Here is a 24,129-nt window from a genome sequence, read left to right on the forward strand (position 1 = left end):
TCGGATGATGCGGCTGCCGAACGACGCCGGGGTGCCACTTCGAAATAAGTCCTCCTCGCAACCCCAGAGCATGCGTGTGTATCTATTCACAATACAATCGATAGAGGCTGCGTGCTGAGGTTTACGAAGCGCCCCAATGGGAATTATCGGGCGCTGTCGATAATCTGCCCGCCGTCCGGCGTCAGACTTGACCCCGTGATGAATTTCGAATCGCTGCTGGCGAGGAACAGGGCGACCGGAGCGACATCATCTTCGGGCGAGCCAAAGCGGCCGAGAGCATTCGCCGGCGGAGGAGTGTCTCGTCCTGCTCCCCAAGTGTCGGCCACGGGCAGAAGGTTGTTGACGGTGATCCTGTCTGGACCCCATTCGCGTGCGGCGGATCGCGTTAGAGCGCGGACGGCCTCCTTGGCGAGGTTGTACGGCCCGTAAGGCGACATGCCGAGAACGCCGGCCAGAGACGCAAAGTTGATCACTCGACCTTCCCCACTGGCTTTCAGGTATGGGTAGCAAGCCTGCATGGTCCGCAGGTACGCAATCGGTCCCATATCGAAGTTGCGTTGCAGCTGCTCGATGGAGAGATCGAGGATAGAGGACTGAACGACGGTCGGGTCGAACGCGACATTTACAAGGATGTCGATGCCGCCAAATGTCTGCACGACCTTAGCTATTGCTTCAGCAATCTGCTCGCCGTAACTCAGGTCGCAGACCACGCCGAGTGCGGTGCCTCCCCTGGATTGAATATGATCGACGACCGCATTCACGTTGGCGCGGGTGAGCGACAATACGGCCACTTTCGCGCCTTCGGCCGCAAAGAGTTCCGCCGTGGCACGTCCGATGCCTCGGCCGGCACCGGCGACGATAGCCACTTTTCCGGTTAGCTTTCCCATTTGGTTTCCTTTCGGGTTGGCAATCAGAGCATCTGCGCGAACGCATACGGTGAGGGAACTTCGCGTCCCGCCTTCTGCGTCGCGAAAGAGATAGCGAGCAATGCCAGTCCGATGACAGCCGGCAGTGCGCCCAGAGGTTTGCGAGCGCCCATATGGGCGAGCCCGGAAAGCAGGAGATGAAACAACATGCCTGCATATGCCAGATCACTGACGGCAACGTTGAATCGCCAGACGATAGCGGCGACGGCAGCGAGCTTCACGAAGGTCAGAAATTGGACAAGATAGCTGGGGTACCCGAACCCGAGGATTGTTTGCCGCACCCACTCGGTCTTGATGATGTAGGTCACGGCAGAGGCCAGATACAACAAGATAAGCAAGGCCGTCGCGACCCGGTAAATGTAGAATTCAGACATAGGATATCCGTTGCCGCCGGATGGCTCCGGCAGCTTGCTCCGTTCAAGATTTTCGATGTCCGGAATAGCGATCCGCTATCTCTCCGGTGCTTGGATTGAAAATGTGGTATTAAATGAATGTACGCAAGTAGGATGAATTCGGCGCTGTAAGTATGAAAAACCAGACTAATGAGCCAGCGAGCGTCAACATGCATGAGGAGATGCGTCGTGCATTCGCGTTGCTTTCGGGAAAATGGAAGCTGGAAATCATGTGGCTTCTTAACCAACGGGTCTATCGGTTTAACGAGCTGCGCAAAGCGATTCCAGGCATCACCCAGCACATGTTGACCGCGCAATTGCGGGAACTGGAGGCCGATGGTCTTGTGTCGCGCACTGTCTTCGCCGAAGTTCCGCCTCGCGTGGAGTATGAGATCACCGCGAAAGCGAGGGGGCTTGGACCGACCATGGAAGCCTTGACGGCGTGGTGGAACGAGTATGGGAGAAGTGTGCCCGAAAGGACGACAACCCGCGGACGAAAGCAGGCTTCGAAAAATAGGTGATTAGAGAGCAGCCGAAGGGCAGCCGGATGGCCGACATCTGCGCTTCTATGTCATCACCGCTCCCGGCCCAAAGCCGTTATGACTTTGGGCCGAGCATTCCCTGGTTGTTCGTGTACCTTTTGGGGCAGTCGCCAGGCAGCTCGCTATCTCCTCATTTGCGCCATACGGCGCCCATTTCATGAATCTTGCAAATCAACTCCGAACAGCTCCTGATGCATGTGCTCGACTGCGATGCCGATGCCACCGACGAGGGCCGCCCGATTGCCAAACTGGCTGATTTCGATGCGGGGCGGGTAAGGCGTGCAACGTGGCAAATATCTGCGAATGGCTTCAACAAGCTCGGGGCGCGCGCCGATGCTGCCGCCCATGATCACGAGCTCTGGATCGAGCGTTGCACCGATCGCGGCAATGGCAAGCGCAATCGATCGCGAAGTTTCCTCGATCACCGCAACAGCGGCTGGCTCGCCAGCCACCAGAGCCGAGAAAAGATCCGCCACGGTTGCCTCGCTCTGCCCGCCATATCCGGAATACCGCCGCACCATCGCCGCACTGCCCACGGCGCTTTCAAGAGTACCAAGTGTAAAGCCATCGGGATCAAATGGCTCCCCGCCGAGAGGCAGATAGGCAATCTCGCCGGCGCCGCCGCGCGCGCCACGCATCAGGCGACCATTTGCAATGATGCCCATGCCGATACCGGTTCCGAGTGCTACGAAGGCAAAATTATCCGACGTGGAGCCGTGCCCTCGCCATCGTTCTCCTTGCGCAGCAAGATTGACGTCATTTTCGATGATGACCGGGGTTGCCATCCTGTTACTCAGGAGGCGGCGCAAGTCGATCGTTTCCACACCCGGGATGTTCGGTGCAACGTTGATATGTCCGGTGGCCGGGTCAAGTATGCCTGGAGTCGCCAGCACGATGATGCGCAATTTGGAGAGATCGATGCCGGCGCTACGGGCAAGATCCTCAATAATGGCCTGGAATTGATCGACCAGATGGAGCCCGCCGCGCGCATTCGTCGGCACCTTGGTTTCGGCGACGACGTTTCCGACGAGATCGCAGATGATGGCGGCAATCTTGGTTCCGCCAAGATCGATGGAGGCGGCAAAGCCCGCGCTCGCATCGAGCTCATAGGTTATCGCCGTTCGCCCCAAACGCCCATCGGTATATCCGGTCGGCTTCAGCCACCCGTTGCTCTCTAAACTGCGAACGACGTCGGAAATGGTTTGCTTGGATAAGCCGGTTTGCTTGGCAATATCCGCGCGGGAAATGGGGCCGTTGGCAAGGATGGTCCGGATGACAGAGTTCGTCGAGATTTTTCGCGCGATTGGTGTCTGTGGCGCGTTAGGCATGATGGGGCCTCTAATTAGTTCGGGACCTTTTCCTAATTCATTCACGTCGTACCGCGGCAATGCCAACTTCCGGTGAAAATGAATAAAAAGCAAGTAACTCTCAGTCGGTTGGCCACGCGAAATCATTTAATTTGTCCATGTCATTGACAAATTCGGCGCCTGATTTGTAGACTTCCCCGATGACTAAGCAAATTGCGAGGAGTCATGAAAGCGAGGTCAACGGATGAGAGAGCTCGTTTCGCCTATGCCGCGGACTTTATAGCGCTCCATTTCGGCAAGATTACTTGGTATTGCCGCCTGATTTTTATACGTCATCCCATTTCCGACACCGCGCGGTGAAAGGTGCTTGATTTGCCATGATGACCCCCACGTCCCAAGGCGAAATCACCACCCGGCATCCGGTCATTCTGCCGATCATGGCGCCTCGATTGCAGGCGGACGCGCATCCCGGCGGCTATCTTGATCTCGCTCTTTGGGGAAGCGGTCGTCTGGGACGCATACGTTTTTCCAAGCTTGCCGGACCTTACGTTTACGGTCCAAACAGGATCATCGCCGAAGCGGGCGGCATCTTTGTCGCCCAGTCAAAGCCCATTCTCCTGATCCGCAACGCTCGCCTGGCAGGAATCTATCCGGCTCGTCGCGGTGCATGGTGGCATGAGATTGATGAGGACAGTCCGCGAGCCAAGATCATCAAACGTAATAACCGCAGTATCGTCGTGAGCGGCTGGGGTGTGATGATCGTCGAGCTTGGTGACGGAGATATCCGCATCGCGGTCGGGTCCTCTGAAGAGGAGGCTGAAGCTGCATTTAGCCTCGCCAGCGACGCTATCGTGGTAGAAGCTGCCAATTATATCGCCCGGTGCGACGTCGCGCCCAAAGCCGATCCAGTGATGCGCAGCATGGTGATTCAAGGCACGCACGCCGCGCTTTCCAGCATTCGGCTGGACGAGAATGGCGTGTTTGCCGGCCTAGCCGCGGGTCAGGCCTATAGTGCGCCTGCACGCACCTATTATCGCGATGGTTACTGGACGATGCAAATGCTGCTGAAGCTTGCGCCCGAAGCGGTACGCGATGAAATCCGGCTTTTGGCCAAGGGAATCCAGCCCGACGGGGAGGCGCCGAGCGGCGTGATATTGACGGGACCGGCGCAATCGCGCGCCTGGCAGAACTTCGTTCTCGATGCCAAACGAAATCCCGAGAAATATCGTGGCAAGGCTGCTCCGGAACATCACAATCGTCCTGATGATTGGTGGAGCGATCATTTTGATAGCCCGCTTTTTTTCATCCTCTTTCTCGTCGATTATGTGGACGCCACAGGGGATACGGCGGAAGCATTGCGGCACTGGCCGCTTGTGACCGCCATCATTGAACGATATCTGGCTCTTGCTGGCCCCGGCAGCGTATTGCCCTTGAAGCCGCGAAACGACAGGGACTGGGCAGACAATGTCTATCGGGAAGGTCTCGTCTCCTATAATCTCGGCCTTTTCGTCGGTGCATTGGATGGCGTGGCCAAGCTGGGGGCCGTGCATGATCCTGCATTGGCGCAGAAGGCACGCGAGATAGCGGCCTCCGCTCGTGCCGAAATCGAGGATAGGCTTTTCGTCCCGGGCAAAAACGGTTACGCCGATTTCGTCACTCACGATGGATTTGTCGAGGATCATCTCGTGCTCGATAGCCTGACACTCTCTCGTTATGGGGCGATTTCGCAAACGCGCGCGATTGGTCTCCTGAAGGCGATGGAAGGGGCTCTGGAGGCTCGAAACAATACGAAACAGCCCTATGGCGATTGGGGCGTCCTTTGCGCGTTTCCACCATTTAAACGGGCAAGTGACGTGAGATCGAAGACCGCGTTCCCCTTTCGCTATCACAATGGATCGGATTGGCCCTATTGGGACGGCGTCTATGCGGAAGAAAGAATACGCCACGGTCTCGGTGGCGCGCGCTATGCCCTCATACGCTGGTGGGAAACCTGCTTGGCTAACGGTTGGGCCGGCGCTGTCGAGTATTTCTCGCCGCCCTATGGACGCGGCTCCCTGCTGCAGGGATGGAGTGCGATGCCGGCGGCAGTCGTCCTCAAATATGGCCTAGAGGCTGCGAACGCGGAGGATAGGTAATGAGCGGATGCCGGCAAGATTTGCGTTCAGATTGCCGGCTTGTCCAATCTCATGACGAAGGCAAGGTGATCGCCATGGCTGAGTTCTTCGAAGCCGAGATGCCTGTAGAATCCCTTGGCGCGTTCGTTTGCGGGACTGACGCCAAGATGGACCGCGGGTACGCCATGGCGCGAAAGCTCGTTGAGCATGGTTTTGATCATCAGGCGTCCCCATCCGCCCGATTGGGCTTCGGGCAGAATATTGATGTGAAGATGCGCAGGGTAGGTCTCTTCAAGGCCCGGCGTGCCGCTATGAGGATTGGCTATTCGCTCCAGAACATCGGCGTCTTTTTCCGTGCTGGGTACAAGACCGGCGATCTCGCGGCGGACAACCGGCCACCAATCTCTGCCGAGCGCTTTGTCAAAGCTGGCGGTATCCGGCGTACCGACAACATAGCCGACGACCCGATCGTGTTTGGCAAGAACGAACGCGAATTCCGGAGCGAATTTGAGATAGGGCACCGCCCATACGTAACCGGGAAGGCGCGGATTGCTGTAAAGTGCGCTCGCGTCGGCTCCGGCGTCAGCCGTCACCAGGCAAATGTGAAAGAGGGCGTCAACGTCGTCTTCGGTGGCCGGGCGGATGAAATAATCGTCGATCTTAGGAGGCATCGCACCATCGATTTGCTGGCCGCTGCACGGCGAGAACTGACATCAGGCAGCGGTAAAACTGGGAAGGTTGAGGAACTGCATTTGCGGGATGAAAGCCCGCTGATCTTTTGAAAAGGATAAGGAAATTCATCAGGCCAGTAAAGGCCTGATGAGGCAAGACATTCGGCTCGTCTCAGCAGACCGGCCGGTTGGAAACGATAGGAACTGCCAAAACGCAGCTAGAGGGAACCAATCAATGTTTAGCAATTTCATCTCCATCAACATGGCATCCATTCTGAAGAAGACAGGAATTTTGGCGGGCGTCACGTTCGTCGGGCTCGGCATGTCGACGGCCGTCTTTGCCGAGACGCTTACCGTCTGGGACGACCATGACTCGGAGTCGCGGGCTGCCGTGATGACCGAGCTCAACGCCAATTTCCAGAAGGCGCATCCTGAGGTTAAGCTCGACCATACCGTGCGCGACTTCCAGGATCTCAATCTTACGCTCAAGCTTGCGGTTTCATCCGGCGATGGTCCAGTGGTGACCAAAGTTAACCAGGGCGCCGGCGACATGGGCGCGATGGTGAAGGAAAACCTTCTCGTTCCTGTCGATACTTATCTCAAGAAATATGGATGGGATAAAAACCAGTCCGATAGCCTCCTGGCGCGTGACCGCTGGTCGAGCAAGGGTGAGTTCGGTGTCGGCGAGACCTATGGTATCTCGTCGCTCGCCGAAATTGTCGGTCTCTATTACAACGAAAAGGTCTTGAAGGCCGCCGGAGTCGAGCTGCCGATCAAGAATTTCGACGATTTCCTTGCAGCCTTGGATAAGGTCAAGGCTGCAGGTACCCCACCGCTGACGATCGGCACGGCCAAGGGCCATCTGGCGCTCCATATGCTGGCAGGGATCAGTCAGGCGCATATCGATGCGTCCGATCGAAAGGCGCTCGATGACCTGATCTACGGCCGCGGCGGAACCTGGAATACGCCCGGCAATCTGGAATCGGTGAGACTTGCTCAGAAATGGGCAACAAACGGCTATTTCTCCGATGGTTACCAGGGCATCTCGGGTGATGATGCCGTTCAGCTTTTTGTCGCCGGCCAAGGGGCCTTTCTGATTTCTGGAACCTGGTATTTCGGCGATATGCAGAACAATCCGGATATCCATTTCATGCCGATCCCGGCACCCGCCGGCATTGAGCATCCGCTTTCGGTGGGCGGCGTCGACCTTGCCTGGGCGATCACTAGCCTCGCCAAGAGCGACAAAATGAAGGATCTCGCCGGCGAATACATCAATTACATGGTCTCCAAGGACGCATCCGTGACCTGGGCCAGAGCCGGCTATCTGCCAGCGACCCCGGTTCCCGCAGATGCAGGGGTCAACGCTTCCCCGCTTCTGAAAGAGGGCATCGCGATCTGGAAATCGTTGAACGATGACAATGCACTCGGGCATTATCCCGATTGGGCGAGCCCCACCATGCTCAAGACGTTTGATGAAAATACGCCTCTGCTGTTTGCGAACAAACAAACGCCTGAAGAGCTGATCGCCAAGCTCGATGCGGGTTATGCCGCCTACATGAAGAGCAAGTGATTGCCAGGTACAGCAATCCCGCTGCTGCTCCATTTGACGAGAAGCAGCGGCGGGAAACTTCGCGACGTCAATCCTGATCACGGCCAGAGCGGCGTCAGTCGACCCCTGGCATATCTATGAGACGGTGCATGAAACGCTCACCACTTGATGCCAACGCCAGCAGAAATCTCGTTTATATTCTCCCTGGTTTGCTGGTTTATTTTGCTCTGGTCTTAGGCCCCATTATCGCAGCAATCGGCATCAGCTTCACCGAATGGAATGGGATCGGTTCGCCCAATTGGATCGGCTTCGGCAATTATGCAAAATTGCTTTCGGATGAGACTTTCTATGTCGCATTGAAAAATAATGCTCTCTTCATGGTGTTTTACTGCGTTATCCCGATTGTCGTCGGCCTGTCACTTGCCGCACTGGTCTGGTCGCTCAGGCAGCGAGAGCAGTTCGCTCTGCGGACATTGTTGTTTCTGCCCTATATCATGCCGACCGCCGTTCTGGGCATCATCTGGCACTGGCTCTATAATCCTGCTTTTGGTCCCATCAATCAGGCATTGAAGCTGGTTGGCTTGGGTTCAATCGCTTTACCCTGGCTTGGCGATTTCACCTTTGTCCTACCGGCGGTCGGCATCGTCGCCAGCTGGTATTTCTTCGGTTTCTGCATGGTCCTGTTTCTTTCCGGTATTCAGCGGATCGACGCCTCGCTGTTTGAGGCGGCAAAGGTTGACGGTGCATCAGGAAGCAGGATTTTCTTCTTTATAACGCTGCCGCTCCTGCTGCCGGAAATACGTATTGCGCTCCTTCTCACCATCATTGCCTCCATCAAGAGCTTTGACCTGATCTTTACGATGACCAGGGGCGGTCCGGCCAACGCGACCCTCGTTCCCAATATTTATATGTATGAACTTGGCTTCCAATTGAATCGGTATGGCTATGCCTCGGCCGTCGCCATCATCGGCGCGATTCTGGTCTTCATAATCAATTATGCCGTTCATCGGCTGGTGCGGCCAGTGAATGAGGGGAGTGCATCGTGAGTCGAAATTTTCATGGCGTAGGCGCCGTATTGCCGTCTCGTATCATTCTTTGGCTCTTTGCGGTCCTGACGGTTATTCCTTTCGCGCTTCTGATACTGACGTCCCTGAAAAGCCGCGCCGATCTTATCCAGGGCGCATTCGTTTTGCCCGCCTATCCGCATTTCGAGAATTATGCGAATGCTTGGATCGAGGGTCATTTTAACGTCTATTTCCTGAATTCGGTTCTGATCGTTTTCCCCGTGGTTATCGCCAGCATCATACTCGGGACATTGACGGGATTCAGTTTCGCGTTCCTGAGTTTTCCCTTCAGGCGCACCATTTTCGTTCTCTTGACCATCGGCATGATGGTGCCAACCGAAGCCTTCATCATTCCGCTCTACTATGAGATGCGATATGTTGGTCTCATCAACACCTATGCGGCGCTGATCCTTCCGCAAATTGCCATGTCGCTGCCCTTTGCGACGATGTTCATGGCAAGTGCGATGCAGCAGTTGCCATCGGAGATCATAGAAGCGGCAGTTCTCGATGGAGCATCCAGACGATACATTCTCTCGAAAGTTATCGTACCCTTGATGCTGCCGTCGATGTCCACATTGGCATTGTTTCTGTTCATCTGGACATGGAACGAGTTTCTTATCCCACTTGTCCTTGTCAATGACGATAACTACCGCACCCTGCCGATCGGCATGCTGTTTTTCCAGGGACGCTATACGGTCAATACACCTGTGTTAACGGCGGGTGCTGTCATCGTCATCGGGCCGCTCATTCTTGCCTATATGATATTCCAGCGGAAACTTATCACAGGCCTCACAGCTGGAGCGACGAAGTAAAACCACGTTGATCTCGATTCCGAAGAGATCGGCGTGCTCTTGGGCGCCATAAAGCGATGGGGATCTTCTTTCGCCGATCATCGTGCGTTCCCGCGCAAATGCGGTCATGCAATTATAGGATCTTTTAATCGGTCTGCCGGTTGAGATGACACGTAAATTTGGTTATCTGCCTGTCCGTCCAATTCGCGAACAGTAAGGTCCCGGCCGTATGGCTCCCAATTTCCTCGTCACCCATTCCGGCGGCTTCCATGCCGACGAAGTGTTGTCCAGCGTCATTCTCACGCGGCTTTTCCCCGGCGCGCGGTTGGTTCGCAGCAGAGCGCCGGAATGGATCACGCCCGGCGCCGATCGCATCGTCTACGATGTCGGGGGCGCTTATGATGCGGCCGCCGGGATATTCGATCATCACCAGCGCGGCGCACCGCAGCGCGAAGATGGCCGGCCTTTCAGTTCGTTCGGGTTGATCTGGAAACATTTCGGTCGCGACTACCTGACAGCCCTTTTGGTCCCGAGCGCCTTTGTCGAGACCGTGCATGTTGCTTTCGATGCGGGCTTCGTCTTGCCGATCGACCTGGTCGACAATGGTGCGCTCAGCCCGGATAGCGCAGGCCTGCTGGCTGGATTGACCCTGCCGTCATTGCTCGAAACATTGAAGCCGGTCTTCGACGATGCGGACCCGGAGGCGACAGACCGGGCATTCCATGCTGCCGTTGCGATCGCCCGCAATTTCGTCGAAGCGAAGATCGCCGGGATCCATGCGAAACTGCGCGCCGAAGCTCTGGTGCTGCAGGCGATTGCGTCTGCCGGCGGGAGCCGCGTTCTGGAGCTGCCGATGGGCATGCCGTTTCGTCCGGCGATCGTGAAGGCAGGTGCCGATCATCTCCTGTTCGTGGTCCATCCGCGCGAGGCTGACTGGTGCCTGACGGGGATTCGCTGTGCGGAGGAAGGATTCGAACTGCGCGCCGATCTTCCGGCGGGCTGGGCCGGGTTGAGCGGTCGCGACCTGGAAATGGCGACCGGCATCGAGGGCGCAAGTTTTTGCCACAACGGCCGTTTTATCGCCGCCGCCAAAACGCGAGAGGCAGCGCTCGCTCTGGCCAACTTGGCGGTGAAAGACGCGCAGCAACGAGCCGGTTGACTATCGGCTCGGGGCCGAGCGCATCGCCGCTTCGCGGGGCAAACTCCGCCCGAAGCACTGAGCGGATCGGAATGTGGAAGCAACTCATTTTGCAATCAGAACCGGACTGCCTTGAATTGCACGCTATTCAGATCGACTGAAAATACTCCCGGCTGAAATTATTGGGGATGATCCTGCGCCACCGTTGCTCTCACGAGCATGCATTGGCACGATCACGACACCAAGAAGGGAGGCTTATCATGCGCTTATCCGCCCCGCTGATGTCGAAAGAACGACTTGCGCAGTTGCTGGCTGGTTTTTCGCCGGACACCAAGCAGCAAGGAGGTCACACCGGTATGCGGAGCCCGGACGGTGGAAAAGTAATATGTGAAGAAGGCCCGTCCAGCGGATCTAATTCGCAATAGCTTGAGATCGCTGTCGAAGCGTTGATGGAAACGTGCGGACGCGGCAGAAACGTGTGCATCGAGGCGATAATCAACGGCCAGGGTTACCTGACAGACCGTAAACAGCGGCGGGCTCGCTCACACCTTTCAACGTGAAAATCCCGAGCCGTTCAAATCCGTCTTGGACATGCGAAGCGAATAGTTCGGAGGCCAACAGGTTGCGTTCGACCGTATCGCACAGCTTTTCCATCCGGGCCGCCTCGTTGACAGCTCTGCCGATTGCCGTGAAATCAAGTCTGCGGGCAGCTCCGACGTTTCCATAGAATACGTCTCCGATATGCAGAACTATATCGACGAGGAGCTCGGGTTCCTCGGAAACCACGCGTGCCTGGTTGACCGCTGAATTCGCCTCGATTGCCATCTTCGCGGCGGACAGGGCCCTTTCACATGCGTTAGCCGGATCTTCAATATCGGTCGGGAAGATAGCAAGCAGGCTATCGCCCATGAATTTGAGGATCTCGCCGCCGAATTGCTCAACCGGTCCTCCGATCGCATCGAAATGCTCGTTCAGCCAACCGACGATACGCTCGGACGGAAAACGTTCGTTTAGCGCCGTAAAGTTCTTCAGGTCCGCAAGCAGGATGGCGGCATGGATGGCATCACCATTGCCGCGCCGTGTCTGGCCGCTGAGGATGCGGCCGCTCGTGCGGGCTCCGGTATAAACGGCGAGCATGTCGGTCGCGACGCGCATCGCCGCGATGCGGCAGCAGGCAAGGGCGAGAGGCGGTAGAAATTCATCCAGGGCGGCAATCTGGCTGTCGGAGAACCCCTCCGGGCTATCGACAGCCAATGAGAAGCCGATACCGGCCAGCGCAGTTTCCCCGGGAAGCCGCACAAGTTTCACCAGGTAATCGGTTGCCCCAAGATCGGAGAGTTCGTTGAGCAGCGGAAACCCGGCTGCGTCACCGCCGGGCGGCAGCCTCCAGCGCCCAGCATCGAGATCTCGTGAAAGAAGATATGAAATAGGCGAGCGGCGAAACATCGCGTCACCCGCTTCGCCATGCTCTTGTATTTCGAGAGAGATGCCCGATGACCGCGACCAGGAAATAGAAGAGCCTCTCTGAAGCGGATCGATGGACGGCATCGCTATCGACGTCCTAACGAGTGGATAGCCGAGCCTGATCAGCCGTTCTGAAACTCCGGTCAGGATCTCTTCGACGCTGTCGCTGGTCAGGCCCATAGCTATGATCCAGTCGACCAACTCCCGCATCCGCGTCACTTCGTAAGCTCCTCTGAACGGCAACGTTTGAAAATCGTCGACCGGGTTTGGTGTTCCGGTTCATATCAATGGGCAGCCTAGCATGGAAAGTGGCGAAAGTACCTTGTGTGCATACAAGCGAAGCGGCAGGCCGTGCAGCACGAGATCGATATGCGCTTTTTCGAAGTGTTTGGAGATAATGGCGAAACCAAACGGGTAAAACTGGGCGGCCTTTACCTTGCCACGCCTTGACCGCCTAATCGCGTCGTCCTCGAACGACGCAATCGATTCTTCATTGTGGGCGCAACGATTTCACCATCTGGCAGGTTTGTTTCGCTTGAAGCGACGGCCTTTTGCTAAGTGGAGGTCTTTATGTGCACGGTCATTCGATCTGAAGTTCAAGCGTCTTTGCAATCTCATCATAGTGTTGCGCCGAGGCCGAATTCTTCTCTGCGGCATACTTTGCGCTAACCTTCCTCGCAGCCTCAGCCGCGATGCGAAACGCGTCAATCCTGACCTGAGGCTCAAGCTCGGCTCCGCCGCCGATGTCATCGTCACTGAACGTACCAGCCCGATATCCATCGCCCAAATCGACGACGCCGATCTCGGGAAGGCCGTGCTTCATTCGGCCAAAAAAAGCCGGTCCGGCGCGGTTGCCGTCGCGGCGTCGCAACATGCCCGCACCCGAGGCCTTCCCGTCGACACAGGCTCCTGTCCAGAACGCAGGCCCATTCGTCAGGGATGCGGGGGCAACGAACTCGCAATGGCTTACCGGATCTTGCGACCAAAGATGATCTGCCGATCCGGCCAGTGCCGGCACGGTAATACTCATGGCAAGCATGATCGCCGCGATGCTTGATAATCCATTCACTCTAACGAATACATTCCCCAAAACAATTGCATCCTTGCTGATCAACGCTTCACAGGCAGTCATTAACTAACTCGGTAAACCTGACAATTCCATAACGGGCAGGTCATCGAAACCGATCACGGAAATATCGGCGGGCACGGAAAGTCCGTGCGAGTGGATCGCCCGGATGCCGGAAAACCGCCAATAGGCGCGCAGGTGCAGGCAATCGAAGTGTGGGATGCTTCCGAAGAGCAGCCGGGGTACGTCATATCATTGAAATGCTGGCTGGCAGAAGCAAGTGTGGCAAAGTGGCGACACGTGTCGTTGACTCAGCAAAAGCCGTAATTTCCTAAAAATAGTCCATAGTTTTCTAAAATACCGCCGCCTCGAATGCAGCCATCCTCGCCATGGTAACCATTCGGTGCGCTATGGACATTCAATTCTCAGGTTTTGAAATTTTTGCTCCGAAAATCGAGGTGGCCAGGACTGTCCTGCAACGGCCATATGCGAGCCGTGCGGCCGCTTGGGAGCTCGTTTATCTATATGCCTGCCGCGCCTGCGTGGGGACAAAGCTCCCTTCCGATCACACATATGTTGCATTGCATTCCGCTTCGGAGCCGGCGCAGCCCGGGGTGAGGGATATCAGAGCCGATCGAAGCCAGGGATCGGAATGGGACGCGTACTTCAGGAGTTGCAAAATTTCGACGACGACGCAGGCGTGGATGCCGGCCCAAGCGTGAAGCGCTTTGCCCGCTTTGCATGTTAGCAAAGCGCAGGGCAACCAGGATCAGATCTGACGAGACTTGCATCCGATGATGGATTTTCGCCGCAGGCATGAAACGTGTCTGAGGCATCGATCATCCATGACGTGCATGTAGTGCCATACAGCCAGCCTTAGGAATTCGGCAAAGCCGATGCTTCAATTGATCGGGAGAGTCGCATGAACACTGAAAAGATCATTATCTTTGACACTACTTTGCGTGACGGCGAGCAAAGCCCCGGCATCAACCTCGACGCCGGGGAAAAGGTGGAAATTGCACTTATGCTTGAGGGCCTGAAGGTCGACGTGATCGAGGCCGGCTTTGCGGTCTCCAGTCCGGGCGAGTTCGAGGCGATCAAGGCCGTGGCGCGCGTCGTCAAGGACAGCACGATTTGCAGCCTGAGCCGCGCGGTCGAGCGCGACATCGATCTGACTGCGGAAGCTGTTTCCGGTGCGGCGTCGTCCCGTATCCATATCGTGCTAGCGACCTCGCCCATTCACATGAAATACAAGTTGCAAATGACACCGGAAAACGTGCTCGAGCATGCTGTTCGCGCGGTGGCCCACGCACGACGCTATTCCGAGGATATCGAGTTTTCCTGCGAGGATGCGAGCCGGTCGGAGCCGGAGTTTCTTGCCCGCTTCGTGGAGCAGGTGATCAAAGCCGGTGCGACGACGGTCAGCCTGCCTGATACGGTCGGCTACGCCACGCCGTACGAATACGGCAAGCTATTCACCTATCTGCGCAATACAGTGCCAAATGCTGATAAGGCCGTATTCTCCGCGCATTGTCACAATGATCTCGGCATGGCTGTTTCCAACTCGCTCGAGGCGACGCGGCAGGGCGCGCGCCAGATCGAATGCACGATCAACGGCATTGGTGAGCGAGCGGGCAACGCGTCGCTTGAAGAGATTGTCATGGCACTGCATACGCGCGAGGATTTTTTCCGATGCCGGACGTCCGTTGAAACCCGACGATTGACCGCTGCATCCAGGCTCGTCTCGGAGATCACGGGTTTCGTCGTGCAGCCGAACAAAGCGATCGTCGGCAGGAATGCCTTCTCGCATCAGTCCGGCATTCACCAGGATGGCATGCTGAAGAACCCGTTGACCTATCAAATCATGACGGCGGCGGAGGTCGGCGCCGACGAGTATCGGTTGGTGCTCGGAAAGAATTCGGGTCGCAACGGTTTTCGCATGTGCATGCGCTCGCTCGGCGTCGAGTTCGGCTCCGATGCCGATCTCGATCTCGCTTTCTCTCGTTTCAAGGATATCGCCGATCAGAAGGCATCGCTTTGCGATGAGGATCTTCTGGCGACGGTTGCGGGTGTGGAAGCGTTCTCGCGGGAAAAAAGCATCGCATAAATCGGCCGTCGGAGCATGTAATCGGGATCGCTCGATGCCGGAACCGCGCTTTCTTCGGGCCGACTGGTCCGGGGAACGAACGTCAATACATTGCTGAGTTCAGGAAAAGGTCATAGCGGAGAAGCGAGCCAATGACGGTGAATCTTGCAGTCGGAACAGCGAGTGATGTTCAGGTCGTCAAGCCGAAAACAGGATATGAATTCCTGATCGAAACGCTTGCGACCTGGCATGTGCGTCATTATGCCGGCGTCACCGGGGGAGGGGTCATCCATTTGCTCAAACATCTCGAGCCGATGGTTTCTCTCCAAGACGGTACCGAATTTCCGGTTTTCTTCAATATCGGAGAGTATGTCGCCGGCTTCATTCCGTTGGGATACTATCTGGCAAGCGGTAAAATCAGTGCGGCCATTGCAACGACGGGAGCTGCAACGCGGCTGCTGACCTGCGGCCTTAGCGATGCGAAATTGCACAATATTCCCGCAATCTACCTCATTCCTCTCAGCCCGGCGGATACGCGATATCGTGCACCATTGCAGGACACGAGCCCGGAAGGTGCCGATGTCGTGGCTCAGCTGATGGCCGAGCTGCCATCAGGCACATTCGTTCTGAACGATCCAGAACGCATCGGAGAACAGCTTGACGAGGCCCGTCAACACCTTGATCAAGGCTCTCCCATCGCACTTCTGATGCCGCCGGAGGCACTTGGAAAGATGGTGCCTGAGCCGGTCCATACGCCTTGGCGTGGTGAGTACGTCCATAAACCGAACAAGATCGATCATGGAGCGCTCGCCCATTTTCTGGCCGAATTCCCGCGGCAATCGGCTGGGCGCCGGGTGATCGTGCTCGCTGGAGAAGAGGCGGCCATGTATCCGTATATGCCCGTCCTCACCACACGTTTGTGCAAGGTGTTACAGGCGCCGATCGTCTGGAGCATAAACGGGGCGAATGCGGTGGCGCGCAACAATGTCTTCGGTTTCGGCTATCTGGGATTTGGCGGCAACGATCGCGCAATGCAGCTCTGGAGAAGCCTCGGCCCTGACGATATCGTCATTACCCTCGGCTTTTGCCCTGACGAATATACCCTTAATTTCTCTGACATACCCGCCCATACGACATGGAATTTCACCAATCTGGCCGCGCCATACGGCAGCGTTGGGGGCGAGTTTCGGCATCGTGTGCGCGGCGAATATTTCGATGTTCGAGGCCCGATCGATCAGGTTCTGAGCGAAGCGATAGGTCGGCTCGAGGGTCTTCAGCTGCCGCGCCCTCCGGCACCGGCTTTCGTGGCTGATCTCAATGATCGCGAGATCATGCCGCCACGCCCCGGGACGATCGATATTGCCCGATTTTATCAGGAACTCGATCGTCATTGGCAGCCGGGAAGCGTTGCATTCGACGATGTGTGCCTGGCCTACAAAGATCGTCAATATGTCACGCAGCGCCCGCATCCGGACGTTCGCTTCCATTCGCTTTATCGCGGTTCGGCAATGGGTGGAGCATTGGGCGCGGCAATCGGCGCAAAGCTCGCAAAACCGGACGCGACGGTCTTCGCTTTTACGGGTGATGGGTGTTTCCGGTTGATTGCCGGTTGCCTGGCCGAAGCCCGATCATTGGGGCTAATCCTGTTCGTGCTGGACAACGGCGCACTGGGCATCATGGTGCAGGGCCTGCCCGTAGTCATCCCCGACCATTCATCCGATCGCTACCACAGCGATCTCTACCGCATCGACTTTGGATCCATGGCGCGCGCATGCGGTTGGGAAAGCCGCAAGCTGATGCCGGATCTCAGCAACCTGGCTGAGATCATGCGTGAAAGCTACGGCCCCGGTCGCTCATCCATCCTTGTTGAGGTACCCGTCGATGCAGAGCAGGTGGTGGGGCAAAATCCGCGGGCCAACAACCTTTAGCGCTACTTGAAGCAGTCGATCCAGCTCAATGCAATGGTGTTGAAGGCGTCATTTCCATGTCAGCGATGACCGTATCGAAATAGTTGTCGGCGATTTCGAGCAGGGCTTCCGCAATGCACTGAGGTTCCCGCCCATCTTGCAGGAGATCCTGCACGGCCGCATCGATTGTCCGGCGGAGTTGCTCGTGGCATTGCTGTTTCGATTGATCTGCAAAACCGATCAGCCATTGCTTATCTGGCATGACGATGCTCTCCTCCATGACGACAGACGTCCATATTTGTCGACAAGGTATAGCGGAGGTAAGCGCAGGCAACTGCTGTAACGCCATTTTTCCAGAACAATGGCATCATTTGTTCGTCTGTACGATAAGCAATTCGCATATTCAATGAATGGTTGTAGTGCTTGGGAGCGATATCGGCAACGCCGATGTCGTCGATGGGTAAACTTCAACAATGCGCTATCATAGCCATTGCGGCGCACCGTTCCACAGCCACGAGCGCGCCCATGTCTTGAAATTGCTGACGTTCCCGGTTGGCGTTCTCGGCTGTGTCGCATTGAATGTATTTGCATTAAATGAAAATAGGAGTGGGCGACAGCGATGGGTACAATCAAAGGCATCACTCCCGAAATGAGACTACTTGAAATTGCCCAGAAAAAGTCCCGCTGAAAACCGCCGCAACCGGCAATCGTTCCGCTGATTTTGGCAACAAAGCCACCTCCGTCAGACTAAAGTCTGGCTTGTGATCGGACCTAGGGCCGAAGACGCAATCTTTGGTCCTAATGCCATGGATTGCCCCGTCCTTTGCGCCAGTTGTTTCCCGCGATGGAAGCGGCGGGACATCCGGCCGCTGTCGTGGTGCATGCGGAGAGGTCGATGAATATGAACGGCGCCCCTGAAAGCGGCATCCCAGCCGCGGCACTTGTCAATGTTTCCGCCGATAGCGGTATCGTCGGCTTCGTCGCCAAAGGTGGCAACGACTTTGGAAGCTAAGCGAAGTACCACGATTGCGGTCGTCGTACCGATGTTCAACGCCGAACGAACGATCGGTGCGACCTTGGCCAGCATCTGTCGCCAGACCCATCAGGCGCTCGATATCATCATTGTCGATGATGGTTCTACGGATCGATCGCTATCGATCGTGGCTGAATATGCGAGGCAGGATCCGCGAATCCGGATCCTTCGGCAGGCCAATAGCGGCGTCGCCGTCGCGCGTAACAATGGTGCGGCGGCGACCGACGCGGAGTTTCTCGCATTTATCGATGCCGACGATTTATGGGCTCCCTCAAAGATCGCGCTTCAATGGCAAGCGCTTGACGAGGGCGGGTCTTCGGTTGGATTGGCCTATTGCTGGTATGCGCTCATCGACGAACATAGCCGCGTATTTTCCCTGCATAACCGGCCGAGCCATGAAGGGCATGTGCTCCGGCGCATGTGCAGAAACAATTTCGTCGGCAATGGGAGTTCGATGCTCATGCGTCGTTCCGCATTCGAAGACGCCGGGCAGTTCGACCCATCCTTAAAGGCACGCAACGCGCAGGGTTGCGAGGATCTTCTGATCTGCCTCAGAATTGCGGAGCATTACGAATTCCGCGTCATACAGCAGCACTTGATCGGCTACCGCATGACGAACACGAACATGTCGAGCGACGTCAGGCAGATGCTCTCTTCATGCGAAATCGTCCTCGCCGAGTATCGTGAAAAATATCCGCAATATGGCAGCGATCTCGACGCTCATCTGGTCGACATGATCCACTGGCTGGTCGTCAGAGCTTTTGTCAGCGGCCGCTTTTTCGATGGCTGTGATCTGTTGAAGCGATTTCTGGCATTGGAGCCGCGTCTGGCGATTTCGAGCCTGCCGAACATACTGGACGTATATTGCCGCGCCAGGCTGGTTCCCGACTGGCTCAAGGCCCGCTTGCGGGGGTTGCAAAGAAACGCGGAGTTGCGGCCGCTCTATATGGAGACGATCCCGTGAGGCCGGGCAGCTCGTTCCTCACGCGGCTGCAGCGGCTCTTCCGCCTGGCAGAGGCGCCTGCCTGGGCAGGACCGACCATCGTCGGACTCGGCCTGGCCGCTGCGGTCCTTGAGGGGGCAGGCCTCTTTCTCTTCATTCCCCTCATTCAGAGTCTCGGCGCCGTAGCGGCCCAGCAGGGAGAATGGCAGCGAATTTTCGACCGGCTTCTCGCGCCCGTCCCACAAAGCCATTTGACGGCGTTCCTGGTGGGCGTATTGTGCGTCAGCATCCTTCTGAAGAACGCCGTCCATCTCGTCAATATCTGGGTGACCCGGTATATCGATGGTCTCGTTGCGCATCGGCTAAGAGCAAGGGTCTTCGATCAGACGATAAGCTCGTGTATCGACTACAGGGTGGAAAACAAGCGCTCCGATATTATCACGACGATCGCCAACAACACCTGGAAAGTCAGTCAGGCCTTAAGCCTCACCTACCGTTTGATGATCTGCTTATGCACGTTTGCCGTCTTCATGCTGCTGATGCTGCTGATTTCCGTCCGGCTGACCTTCTTCTCGATGATGTTCCTGCTCATGGGCGCTATGGCTATTCGCCTGGCCACGCGGCGTGCGGACGAGACCGGCAAGGCCGTTGTCGAGGAAAACAAGCAGTTCGGCTTGAGGATGTGGGAGAGCATCAACGCGCTGCAATTGATCCGCGCTTTCGCCCAGGAAGACTATGAACGCAATCGCTTCCGAAAGACTTCCGACAATGTGCGGCGACGCCTTTTGAAGCTCGATATGCTGTGGGCGACACCCGCGCCTGTCTCGGAAATCTCGATTACAATCCTGATCGGTGTGCTCGTTCTCGTCGCTCAATCGGTGGGCCTGGGCATTGCTGCGCTCGCCGCGTTTCTCTCGCTGCTATATCGCCTGCAAGGCCCAACACGGGAGTTGCTGCAATCGAAGATCGCGCTCGACGGGCTCGCCGGCAGCATCGACGATGTCGATGACTTCCTCCGCACAACGGAGAAGCCTTTTCTCGCGCAGGGGCACGTGCAGGCGCCCGCCTTCAGGAACGCCGTCGAATTCCGCAGTGTCTCCTTCCATTACGCACATGATCAGCCGCTTGCGCTGGAGGATGTTTCCTTCAGCATTCCCGCCGGTAAAACCACGGCGATCGTGGGCGAATCGGGGGCCGGTAAGTCCACGGTGATGGCGCTGCTCTTTCGCTTCATGGATCCGACATCCGGTGCGATCGTGGCAGACGGCATGCCTCTTTCCGAATTCGATCTTCGCAGCTGGCGCAAGCGCCTGTCGCTGATGTCGCAGGAGGTCCATCTCTTCAACGACACGATTGCAGCCAACATCGCCTATGGCGATCTGGGGGCCGGGCCGGCCGAGATCCGCAAGGCTGCCGAAATCGCCAAGGCGGACGATTTCATCCGTTTGCTTCCGGATGGCTACGAGACACGGATCGGCGATCAGGGAATGCGGCTGTCGGGCGGGCAAAGGCAGCGCGTGGCGCTCGCGCGAACGATCCTTCGAAATCCCGATATTCTGCTCCTGGATGAGGCGACGAACGCGCTCGATGCCGAAACCGAACAGGCGTTTCAGCTGGCGCTCGACGCGTACTCACACAACCGCACCGTTGTCGTGATCGCTCACCGGCTCTCGACCGTTCTCGCGGCCGATCAGATCATCGTCATGACAAAGGGCCGTGTGGTCGAGGCCGGTTCGCCGGATGAGCTCTTCAAGCGGCAGGGACATTTTTCCAGGCTCCACGAATTTCAGCACGGCCGCCGCAGCGGGCGGGAGTTGGGTGATGAGTTACAAGCTTATTGATATCGAGTTGTCGGAGCCCCTGGCGCCTATCGAACTCTCGGCTGACCAGACGGGTGTCGGCTTGATCGCACGATGGCGGGGCCGGCTGATCGCATTTGAAATGATCGAGCGGCCGGCCGGCTCTGTGCTGTCGGCCGAGAGCCTGAAAGCCCTTGCCGAGGAGCGATTTGCGGAGCGCATCCTCGTTGCAAAGCTGGAGGAGGAGCTGAGGGCGCGCTTGCCCGCGAACGAGGCGACGCTGCCCAGTCTCAGCATCGCCATTTGCACCAAGGATCGTGCACAACGTCTCTCCCGGTTGCTGCGCTCGCTCGATCAGGTTCGGCATGAATCTCCCTTCCGGTTCGTCGAAATCATCGTGGTCGACAATGCCTCGGTGGATACGGCCACGCGCGAGGCCGTCGAGAATTTCCGCGATATCCGCTACGTTTTCGAACCGAAGGCTGGGCTGGATTTCGCCCGAAATGCTGCCCTTCACGCGGCCTGGGGCGATATCATCGCCTATCTGGACGATGATGTCGTGGTGGACCGCAATTGGCTTGCAGGCCTTGCCAAGGCGTGCCGCGACAACCCTGGCGTCGGCGGTTTCACCGGCCTTGTGCTGCCGTTTCGTCTCGACACCGAGGCACAGATCTTTTTCGAGCGACGTGGAGGGTTCGGCCGCGGCTTTGCGCGACGGGAGTTTCACAAGGCGCGCTTCGACAATCCGCTCCATCCCGTCGGTGCCGGCATTCTCGGTGCCGGCTGCAACATGGCCTTCGACCGTTCGTTACTGATCGAGCTCGGCGGTTTCGACGAGGCGCTCGATACGGGAGCGCCGCTGCCCGGAGGCGGGGATCTCGATATTTTTTACCGCGTCCTGCGCTCCGGACGCCCGATGATCTATGAGCCGGAATATGCGGTTTATCATGAGCACCGCGAAACCATTCCGCAGCTCAGGCGGCAATACTGGACCTGGGGTCTCGGCATGATGGCCTTTCTCGTCAAGAGCTACCGCACCGATGGCATGATGCGAGCGCGCCATCGCGCCATGGTCCGCTGGTGGTTCTTCGACCAGTTGAAGGCGCTTATCCGCGCTGCGAGGCGGCTGCGCGGCCATGAGCTGCGGTTTGGTATCGCGGAACTCTGGGGCGGGATCTATGGCCTTGCTGGTGAATACGATCGCTCGCGCGCCCGTATCAGGTCGATCCGGGAGCGCAACTCATGACGACAGAACGTTTTGAGGTGAGGCATGTCGATCTTGCGGCTGCGGATATCGGTAGCGAACGCGCGCCCGCTTTGTCGATCTTCTGGTGGAAAGATTTACCGCTCGGGGCGCGGGCATCCCTGGAGGACGAGCTACCTTACGGGGTTTCTCAATTGCGCCAGCTTGCTGCCGAACATGCAGCCGCACAGCTCCAAGCCCGCAGCATCGGGCTGGGTGCACCCTTGCGTGCCACCTATGAAGGACAGCCCAAGCCCGCGCTCTCGCTGGAGGCGGCGCTCGACGCGCAAAATCTGGTAGAGTCGCTCGATGCGATCGCAGCTTCATCCTCCGCTTCCGCGCAGGACATTTCCGTGGTCATCTGTACTCGCGATCGCGGTCCGGCTCTGAGCAAATGTCTGAGCAGCCTTGCAGCACAACGCAGCCCTCCAGGTGAGGTCGTCGTCGTCGACAATTCTTACGATGGGAATGCGACGGACATCTGCGGGCAATTCCCCGATTTTCGCTATGTCCATGAGCCTCGTGCCGGTCTAAGCCGAGCCCGGAACACCGGTATTCAAACGAGCCGGTTTGATATCGTTGCTTTCACCGACGACGACGTCGAAGCGCATCCGGGCTGGACTGCGGAGATCGCGCGCGCCTTTGCGGAACGGGATGTCATCGAGGCGTTCACCGGTCTCGTGTTGCCTGCGCGTCTCGATACGGCGGCGCAATGCGCCTTTCAGTTCACCATGGGCGGCTTTGGCTCGACCTTCGTGCCGCTCACCTTCGACAGGCGTTTCTTTGAGGAGACGCGGCCGAGCGGAGCGCATGTCTGGAAGATCGGCGCCGGCGCCAACATGGCCTTTCGACGCTCCGTATTCGAGCGGGTCGGCCTCTTCGACGAACGCCTCGGCGCGGGGGCGGCAGGATGTTCCGAAGATTCGGAGCTTTGGTACCGGCTGCTGGCGGCCGGCGGCGTATGCCTCTATGAGCCCCGGGCTGTTGTCTTCCACCACCATCGCAGCGACTGGCCCGGCCTCAAGCGGCAGATCAGAGCCTATATGAAGGGTCACGTTGCAGCCCTTGTGACGCAATACGACAATTTCGGCGATCGCGGAAACATCGTGCGTATCGGCAAGCAGCTGCCCGTCTATTTTGCCAAGACCTTCGTCAAGGCGCTTTTCGAAGGGCCTCCGGGCAGGCTCGGAATTTTGGCGGCCGAAGTAGAGGGCTGGATCGCCGGCCTGCAGTTTCTCCTGCGCTTCGGCTGGAGAATGCGGCGAACCCCGATGGGGACCGCTGCTACGGCTGAAAAAGGAATATCGCGATGATCAAGAAAGCAGCGCTTGGCCAGTTTCTGTCCGGAAACCCCTATCCGAACGGCTTGACGGATGGCCTGTTCTATCGCGAAAAGATGCGCGCCATCCACCGGGTGGCCCCGGCGGAAACCGGAGGCAGAGGACGGGTGCTGGAAATCGGCGGCGGCCGCAGCGGCCTTGCCAGTATCCTCTATCCGCAGGCCGAAATCGTCACGCTCGATATCGATCCGGAGCTGGCCGACCATCAGCCCTCCTGGGCGAAATCGACCTTCATTTGCGGCGACGCCTGCTCGCTGCCAATGGATGACGACAGTTTCGATATCGTCACCATGTTCGACGTGCTGGAGCATATCGAGGACGACCGCCGCGCCGCGCAGGAGGCGTTGCGGGTGGTACGGCCGGGTGGATATGTCCTGATCTCCACTCCCGAGATCAACTGGCATTATCCCTATTTCAGCGTCATGAAACGCCATTGTCCGCATGAAAGCGAACTGATGCGCGAATGGGGCCATGTCAGGCGGGGATACCGGGATCCGGAACTCGCGGCCCTTTTCGACAGACGCCCGGAACGACGCGCCACCTTCATCAATGCCGCCACAGCGTTTTTCCATGACGTTTCGTTTTCTCGCATCGGACGCCGTCGCCGCAAGGTCCTCTATGCGCTGGCCGCGCCCGTGACCTTCCTCGGTTACTTGATGCACCGGCCATCCACGCGTGGCACCGAGACGGCCTTTGCCTGGCGCAAATGAGAGGTGACCAGACGTCAAAGGTGATCGCGCTTTTCCCATGGGGG

Annotated in this window: 20 protein-coding genes; 13 read left to right on the forward strand and 7 right to left on the reverse strand. The window is 57.5% G+C overall.

Going from position 1 to position 24,129, the window contains the following annotated elements:
* Positions 1-143: 143 nt before the first annotated feature.
* Together PH562_RS06845 and PH562_RS06850 are read right to left on the reverse strand one after the other, a co-directional pair.
* On the reverse strand, positions 144-887 hold the full coding sequence (locus tag PH562_RS06845; protein ID WP_285172208.1) for an SDR family NAD(P)-dependent oxidoreductase: 744 nt from the start codon (positions 885-887) through the stop codon (positions 144-146).
* A gap of 23 nt (positions 888-910) precedes the next feature.
* Entirely contained in the window at positions 911-1,300 is a 390-nt protein-coding gene (locus PH562_RS06850; protein WP_285172210.1) for a DoxX family protein, read from the reverse strand.
* Between the two features lie 152 nt (positions 1,301-1,452).
* On the opposite strand from PH562_RS06850, the gene PH562_RS06855 reads away from it, so the two are divergent.
* A complete protein-coding gene (locus tag PH562_RS06855; protein WP_285172212.1) occupies positions 1,453-1,839 on the forward strand; it encodes a winged helix-turn-helix transcriptional regulator in 387 nt (128 codons plus the stop codon).
* Between the two features lie 176 nt (positions 1,840-2,015).
* On the opposite strand, the gene PH562_RS06860 is transcribed toward PH562_RS06855, so the two are convergent.
* Positions 2,016-3,188 (reverse strand): ROK family transcriptional regulator, encoded by a 1,173-nt coding sequence (locus PH562_RS06860; protein ID WP_285172629.1) that lies wholly within the window; start codon positions 3,186-3,188, stop codon positions 2,016-2,018.
* 359 nt (positions 3,189-3,547) lie between these two features.
* Between PH562_RS06860 and PH562_RS06865 the strand changes: the two genes are divergently transcribed.
* Entirely contained in the window at positions 3,548-5,302 is a 1,755-nt protein-coding gene (locus tag PH562_RS06865) for a glucosidase family protein (protein WP_483315331.1), read from the forward strand.
* A 26-nt stretch (positions 5,303-5,328) separates the two neighbouring features.
* Here PH562_RS06865 and PH562_RS06870 read toward each other — a convergent pair whose 3' ends face one another.
* Positions 5,329-5,952: a GNAT family N-acetyltransferase gene (locus PH562_RS06870; RefSeq protein WP_285172215.1), complete on the reverse strand. Its 624-nt coding sequence runs from the start codon at positions 5,950-5,952 to the stop codon at positions 5,329-5,331.
* A gap of 235 nt (positions 5,953-6,187) precedes the next feature.
* Between PH562_RS06870 and PH562_RS06875 the strand changes: the two genes are divergently transcribed.
* The 4 genes from PH562_RS06875 to PH562_RS06890 all read left to right on the forward strand — a co-directional run bounded on the left by PH562_RS06875 (position 6,188) and on the right by PH562_RS06890 (position 10,515).
* On the forward strand, positions 6,188-7,522 hold the full coding sequence (locus tag PH562_RS06875) for an extracellular solute-binding protein (protein ID WP_483315325.1): 1,335 nt from the start codon (positions 6,188-6,190) through the stop codon (positions 7,520-7,522).
* A gap of 128 nt (positions 7,523-7,650) precedes the next feature.
* A complete protein-coding gene (locus tag PH562_RS06880; protein ID WP_285172217.1) occupies positions 7,651-8,547 on the forward strand; it encodes a carbohydrate ABC transporter permease in 897 nt (298 codons plus the stop codon).
* Positions 8,544-9,377 carry a carbohydrate ABC transporter permease gene (locus PH562_RS06885; protein ID WP_285172219.1) on the forward strand — a complete coding sequence of 278 codons (834 nt, stop codon included), beginning with the start codon at positions 8,544-8,546 and terminating at the stop codon, positions 9,375-9,377. The genes PH562_RS06880 and PH562_RS06885 overlap by 4 nt, the downstream gene beginning before the upstream one ends.
* Positions 9,378-9,585: 208 nt before the next feature.
* Complete coding sequence (locus PH562_RS06890) at positions 9,586-10,515, forward strand: MYG1 family protein (RefSeq protein ID WP_285172221.1); 930 nt, start codon at positions 9,586-9,588, stop codon at positions 10,513-10,515.
* A 474-nt stretch (positions 10,516-10,989) separates the two neighbouring features.
* Here the strand turns inward: PH562_RS06890 and PH562_RS06895 are convergent, their stop codons facing one another.
* Positions 10,990-12,168 carry an adenylate/guanylate cyclase domain-containing protein gene (locus PH562_RS06895; protein WP_285172631.1) on the reverse strand — a complete coding sequence of 393 codons (1,179 nt, stop codon included), beginning with the start codon at positions 12,166-12,168 and terminating at the stop codon, positions 10,990-10,992.
* A gap of 370 nt (positions 12,169-12,538) precedes the next feature.
* On the reverse strand, positions 12,539-12,997 hold the full coding sequence (locus tag PH562_RS06900) for a hypothetical protein (RefSeq protein WP_285172632.1): 459 nt from the start codon (positions 12,995-12,997) through the stop codon (positions 12,539-12,541).
* A gap of 949 nt (positions 12,998-13,946) precedes the next feature.
* Here PH562_RS06900 and PH562_RS06905 point away from each other — a divergent pair.
* Positions 13,947-15,131, forward strand: a complete 1,185-nt coding sequence (locus tag PH562_RS06905) for a 2-isopropylmalate synthase (RefSeq protein ID WP_113229045.1) — start codon at positions 13,947-13,949, stop codon at positions 15,129-15,131.
* Positions 15,132-15,262: 131 nt separating this feature from the next.
* On the forward strand, positions 15,263-17,038 hold the full coding sequence (locus tag PH562_RS06910) for a thiamine pyrophosphate-dependent enzyme (RefSeq protein WP_285172225.1): 1,776 nt from the start codon (positions 15,263-15,265) through the stop codon (positions 17,036-17,038).
* Between the two features lie 25 nt (positions 17,039-17,063).
* Here PH562_RS06910 and PH562_RS06915 read toward each other — a convergent pair whose 3' ends face one another.
* Positions 17,064-17,297: a hypothetical protein gene (locus tag PH562_RS06915; protein WP_162738081.1), complete on the reverse strand. Its 234-nt coding sequence runs from the start codon at positions 17,295-17,297 to the stop codon at positions 17,064-17,066.
* A gap of 721 nt (positions 17,298-18,018) precedes the next feature.
* Here PH562_RS06915 and PH562_RS06920 point away from each other — a divergent pair.
* From PH562_RS06920 to PH562_RS06940, 5 genes are read left to right on the forward strand one after another with little or no spacing between them, the layout of a single operon-like run.
* Complete coding sequence (locus tag PH562_RS06920; protein WP_285172227.1) at positions 18,019-19,014, forward strand: glycosyltransferase family 2 protein; 996 nt, start codon at positions 18,019-18,021, stop codon at positions 19,012-19,014.
* Positions 19,011-20,834, forward strand: a complete 1,824-nt coding sequence (locus PH562_RS06925; RefSeq protein WP_285172229.1) for an ABC transporter ATP-binding protein — start codon at positions 19,011-19,013, stop codon at positions 20,832-20,834. The genes PH562_RS06920 and PH562_RS06925 overlap by 4 nt, the downstream gene beginning before the upstream one ends.
* Positions 20,815-22,038, forward strand: coding sequence for a glycosyltransferase family 2 protein (locus PH562_RS06930; protein ID WP_285172231.1), 1,224 nt, complete (start codon positions 20,815-20,817; stop codon positions 22,036-22,038). The genes PH562_RS06925 and PH562_RS06930 overlap by 20 nt, the downstream gene beginning before the upstream one ends.
* Positions 22,035-23,348, forward strand: a complete 1,314-nt coding sequence (locus PH562_RS06935) for a glycosyltransferase family 2 protein (RefSeq protein ID WP_285172237.1) — start codon at positions 22,035-22,037, stop codon at positions 23,346-23,348. The genes PH562_RS06930 and PH562_RS06935 overlap by 4 nt, the downstream gene beginning before the upstream one ends.
* A complete protein-coding gene (locus PH562_RS06940) occupies positions 23,345-24,085 on the forward strand; it encodes a class I SAM-dependent methyltransferase (RefSeq protein ID WP_095438330.1) in 741 nt (246 codons plus the stop codon). Before PH562_RS06935 ends, PH562_RS06940 begins: the two co-directional genes overlap by 4 nt.
* Positions 24,086-24,129 lie beyond the last annotated feature (44 nt).

Origin of the sequence: Rhizobium centroccidentale (genome assembly GCF_030182565.1) — a bacterium.
Classification (GTDB): domain Bacteria; phylum Pseudomonadota; class Alphaproteobacteria; order Rhizobiales; family Rhizobiaceae; genus Rhizobium.

Bases quoted from the DNA above. Each gene is read 5' to 3' on its own strand.
- PH562_RS06895 (WP_285172631.1), bottom strand. From the start codon at position 12,168: ATGCGGGAGTTGGTCGACTGGATCATAGCTATGGGCCTGACCAGCGAC.
- PH562_RS06940 (WP_095438330.1), top strand. From the start codon at position 23,345: ATGATCAAGAAAGCAGCGCTTGGCCAGTTTCTGTCCGGAAACCCCTAT.
- PH562_RS06870 (WP_285172215.1), bottom strand. From the start codon at position 5,952: ATGCCTCCTAAGATCGACGATTATTTCATCCGCCCGGCCACCGAAGAC.
- PH562_RS06845 (WP_285172208.1), bottom strand. From the start codon at position 887: ATGGGAAAGCTAACCGGAAAAGTGGCTATCGTCGCCGGTGCCGGCCGA.
- PH562_RS06880 (WP_285172217.1), top strand. From the start codon at position 7,651: ATGAAACGCTCACCACTTGATGCCAACGCCAGCAGAAATCTCGTTTAT.
- PH562_RS06900 (WP_285172632.1), bottom strand. From the start codon at position 12,997: ATGCTTGCCATGAGTATTACCGTGCCGGCACTGGCCGGATCGGCAGAT.
- PH562_RS06910 (WP_285172225.1), top strand. From the start codon at position 15,263: ATGACGGTGAATCTTGCAGTCGGAACAGCGAGTGATGTTCAGGTCGTC.
- PH562_RS06905 (WP_113229045.1), top strand. From the start codon at position 13,947: ATGAACACTGAAAAGATCATTATCTTTGACACTACTTTGCGTGACGGC.
- PH562_RS06930 (WP_285172231.1), top strand. From the start codon at position 20,815: ATGAGTTACAAGCTTATTGATATCGAGTTGTCGGAGCCCCTGGCGCCT.
- PH562_RS06875 (WP_483315325.1), top strand. From the start codon at position 6,188: ATGTTTAGCAATTTCATCTCCATCAACATGGCATCCATTCTGAAGAAG.
- PH562_RS06855 (WP_285172212.1), top strand. From the start codon at position 1,453: ATGAAAAACCAGACTAATGAGCCAGCGAGCGTCAACATGCATGAGGAG.
- PH562_RS06860 (WP_285172629.1), bottom strand. From the start codon at position 3,188: ATGCCTAACGCGCCACAGACACCAATCGCGCGAAAAATCTCGACGAAC.
- PH562_RS06865 (WP_483315331.1), top strand. From the start codon at position 3,548: ATGACCCCCACGTCCCAAGGCGAAATCACCACCCGGCATCCGGTCATT.
- PH562_RS06935 (WP_285172237.1), top strand. From the start codon at position 22,035: ATGACGACAGAACGTTTTGAGGTGAGGCATGTCGATCTTGCGGCTGCG.
- PH562_RS06890 (WP_285172221.1), top strand. From the start codon at position 9,586: ATGGCTCCCAATTTCCTCGTCACCCATTCCGGCGGCTTCCATGCCGAC.
- PH562_RS06915 (WP_162738081.1), bottom strand. From the start codon at position 17,297: ATGGAGGAGAGCATCGTCATGCCAGATAAGCAATGGCTGATCGGTTTT.
- PH562_RS06850 (WP_285172210.1), bottom strand. From the start codon at position 1,300: ATGTCTGAATTCTACATTTACCGGGTCGCGACGGCCTTGCTTATCTTG.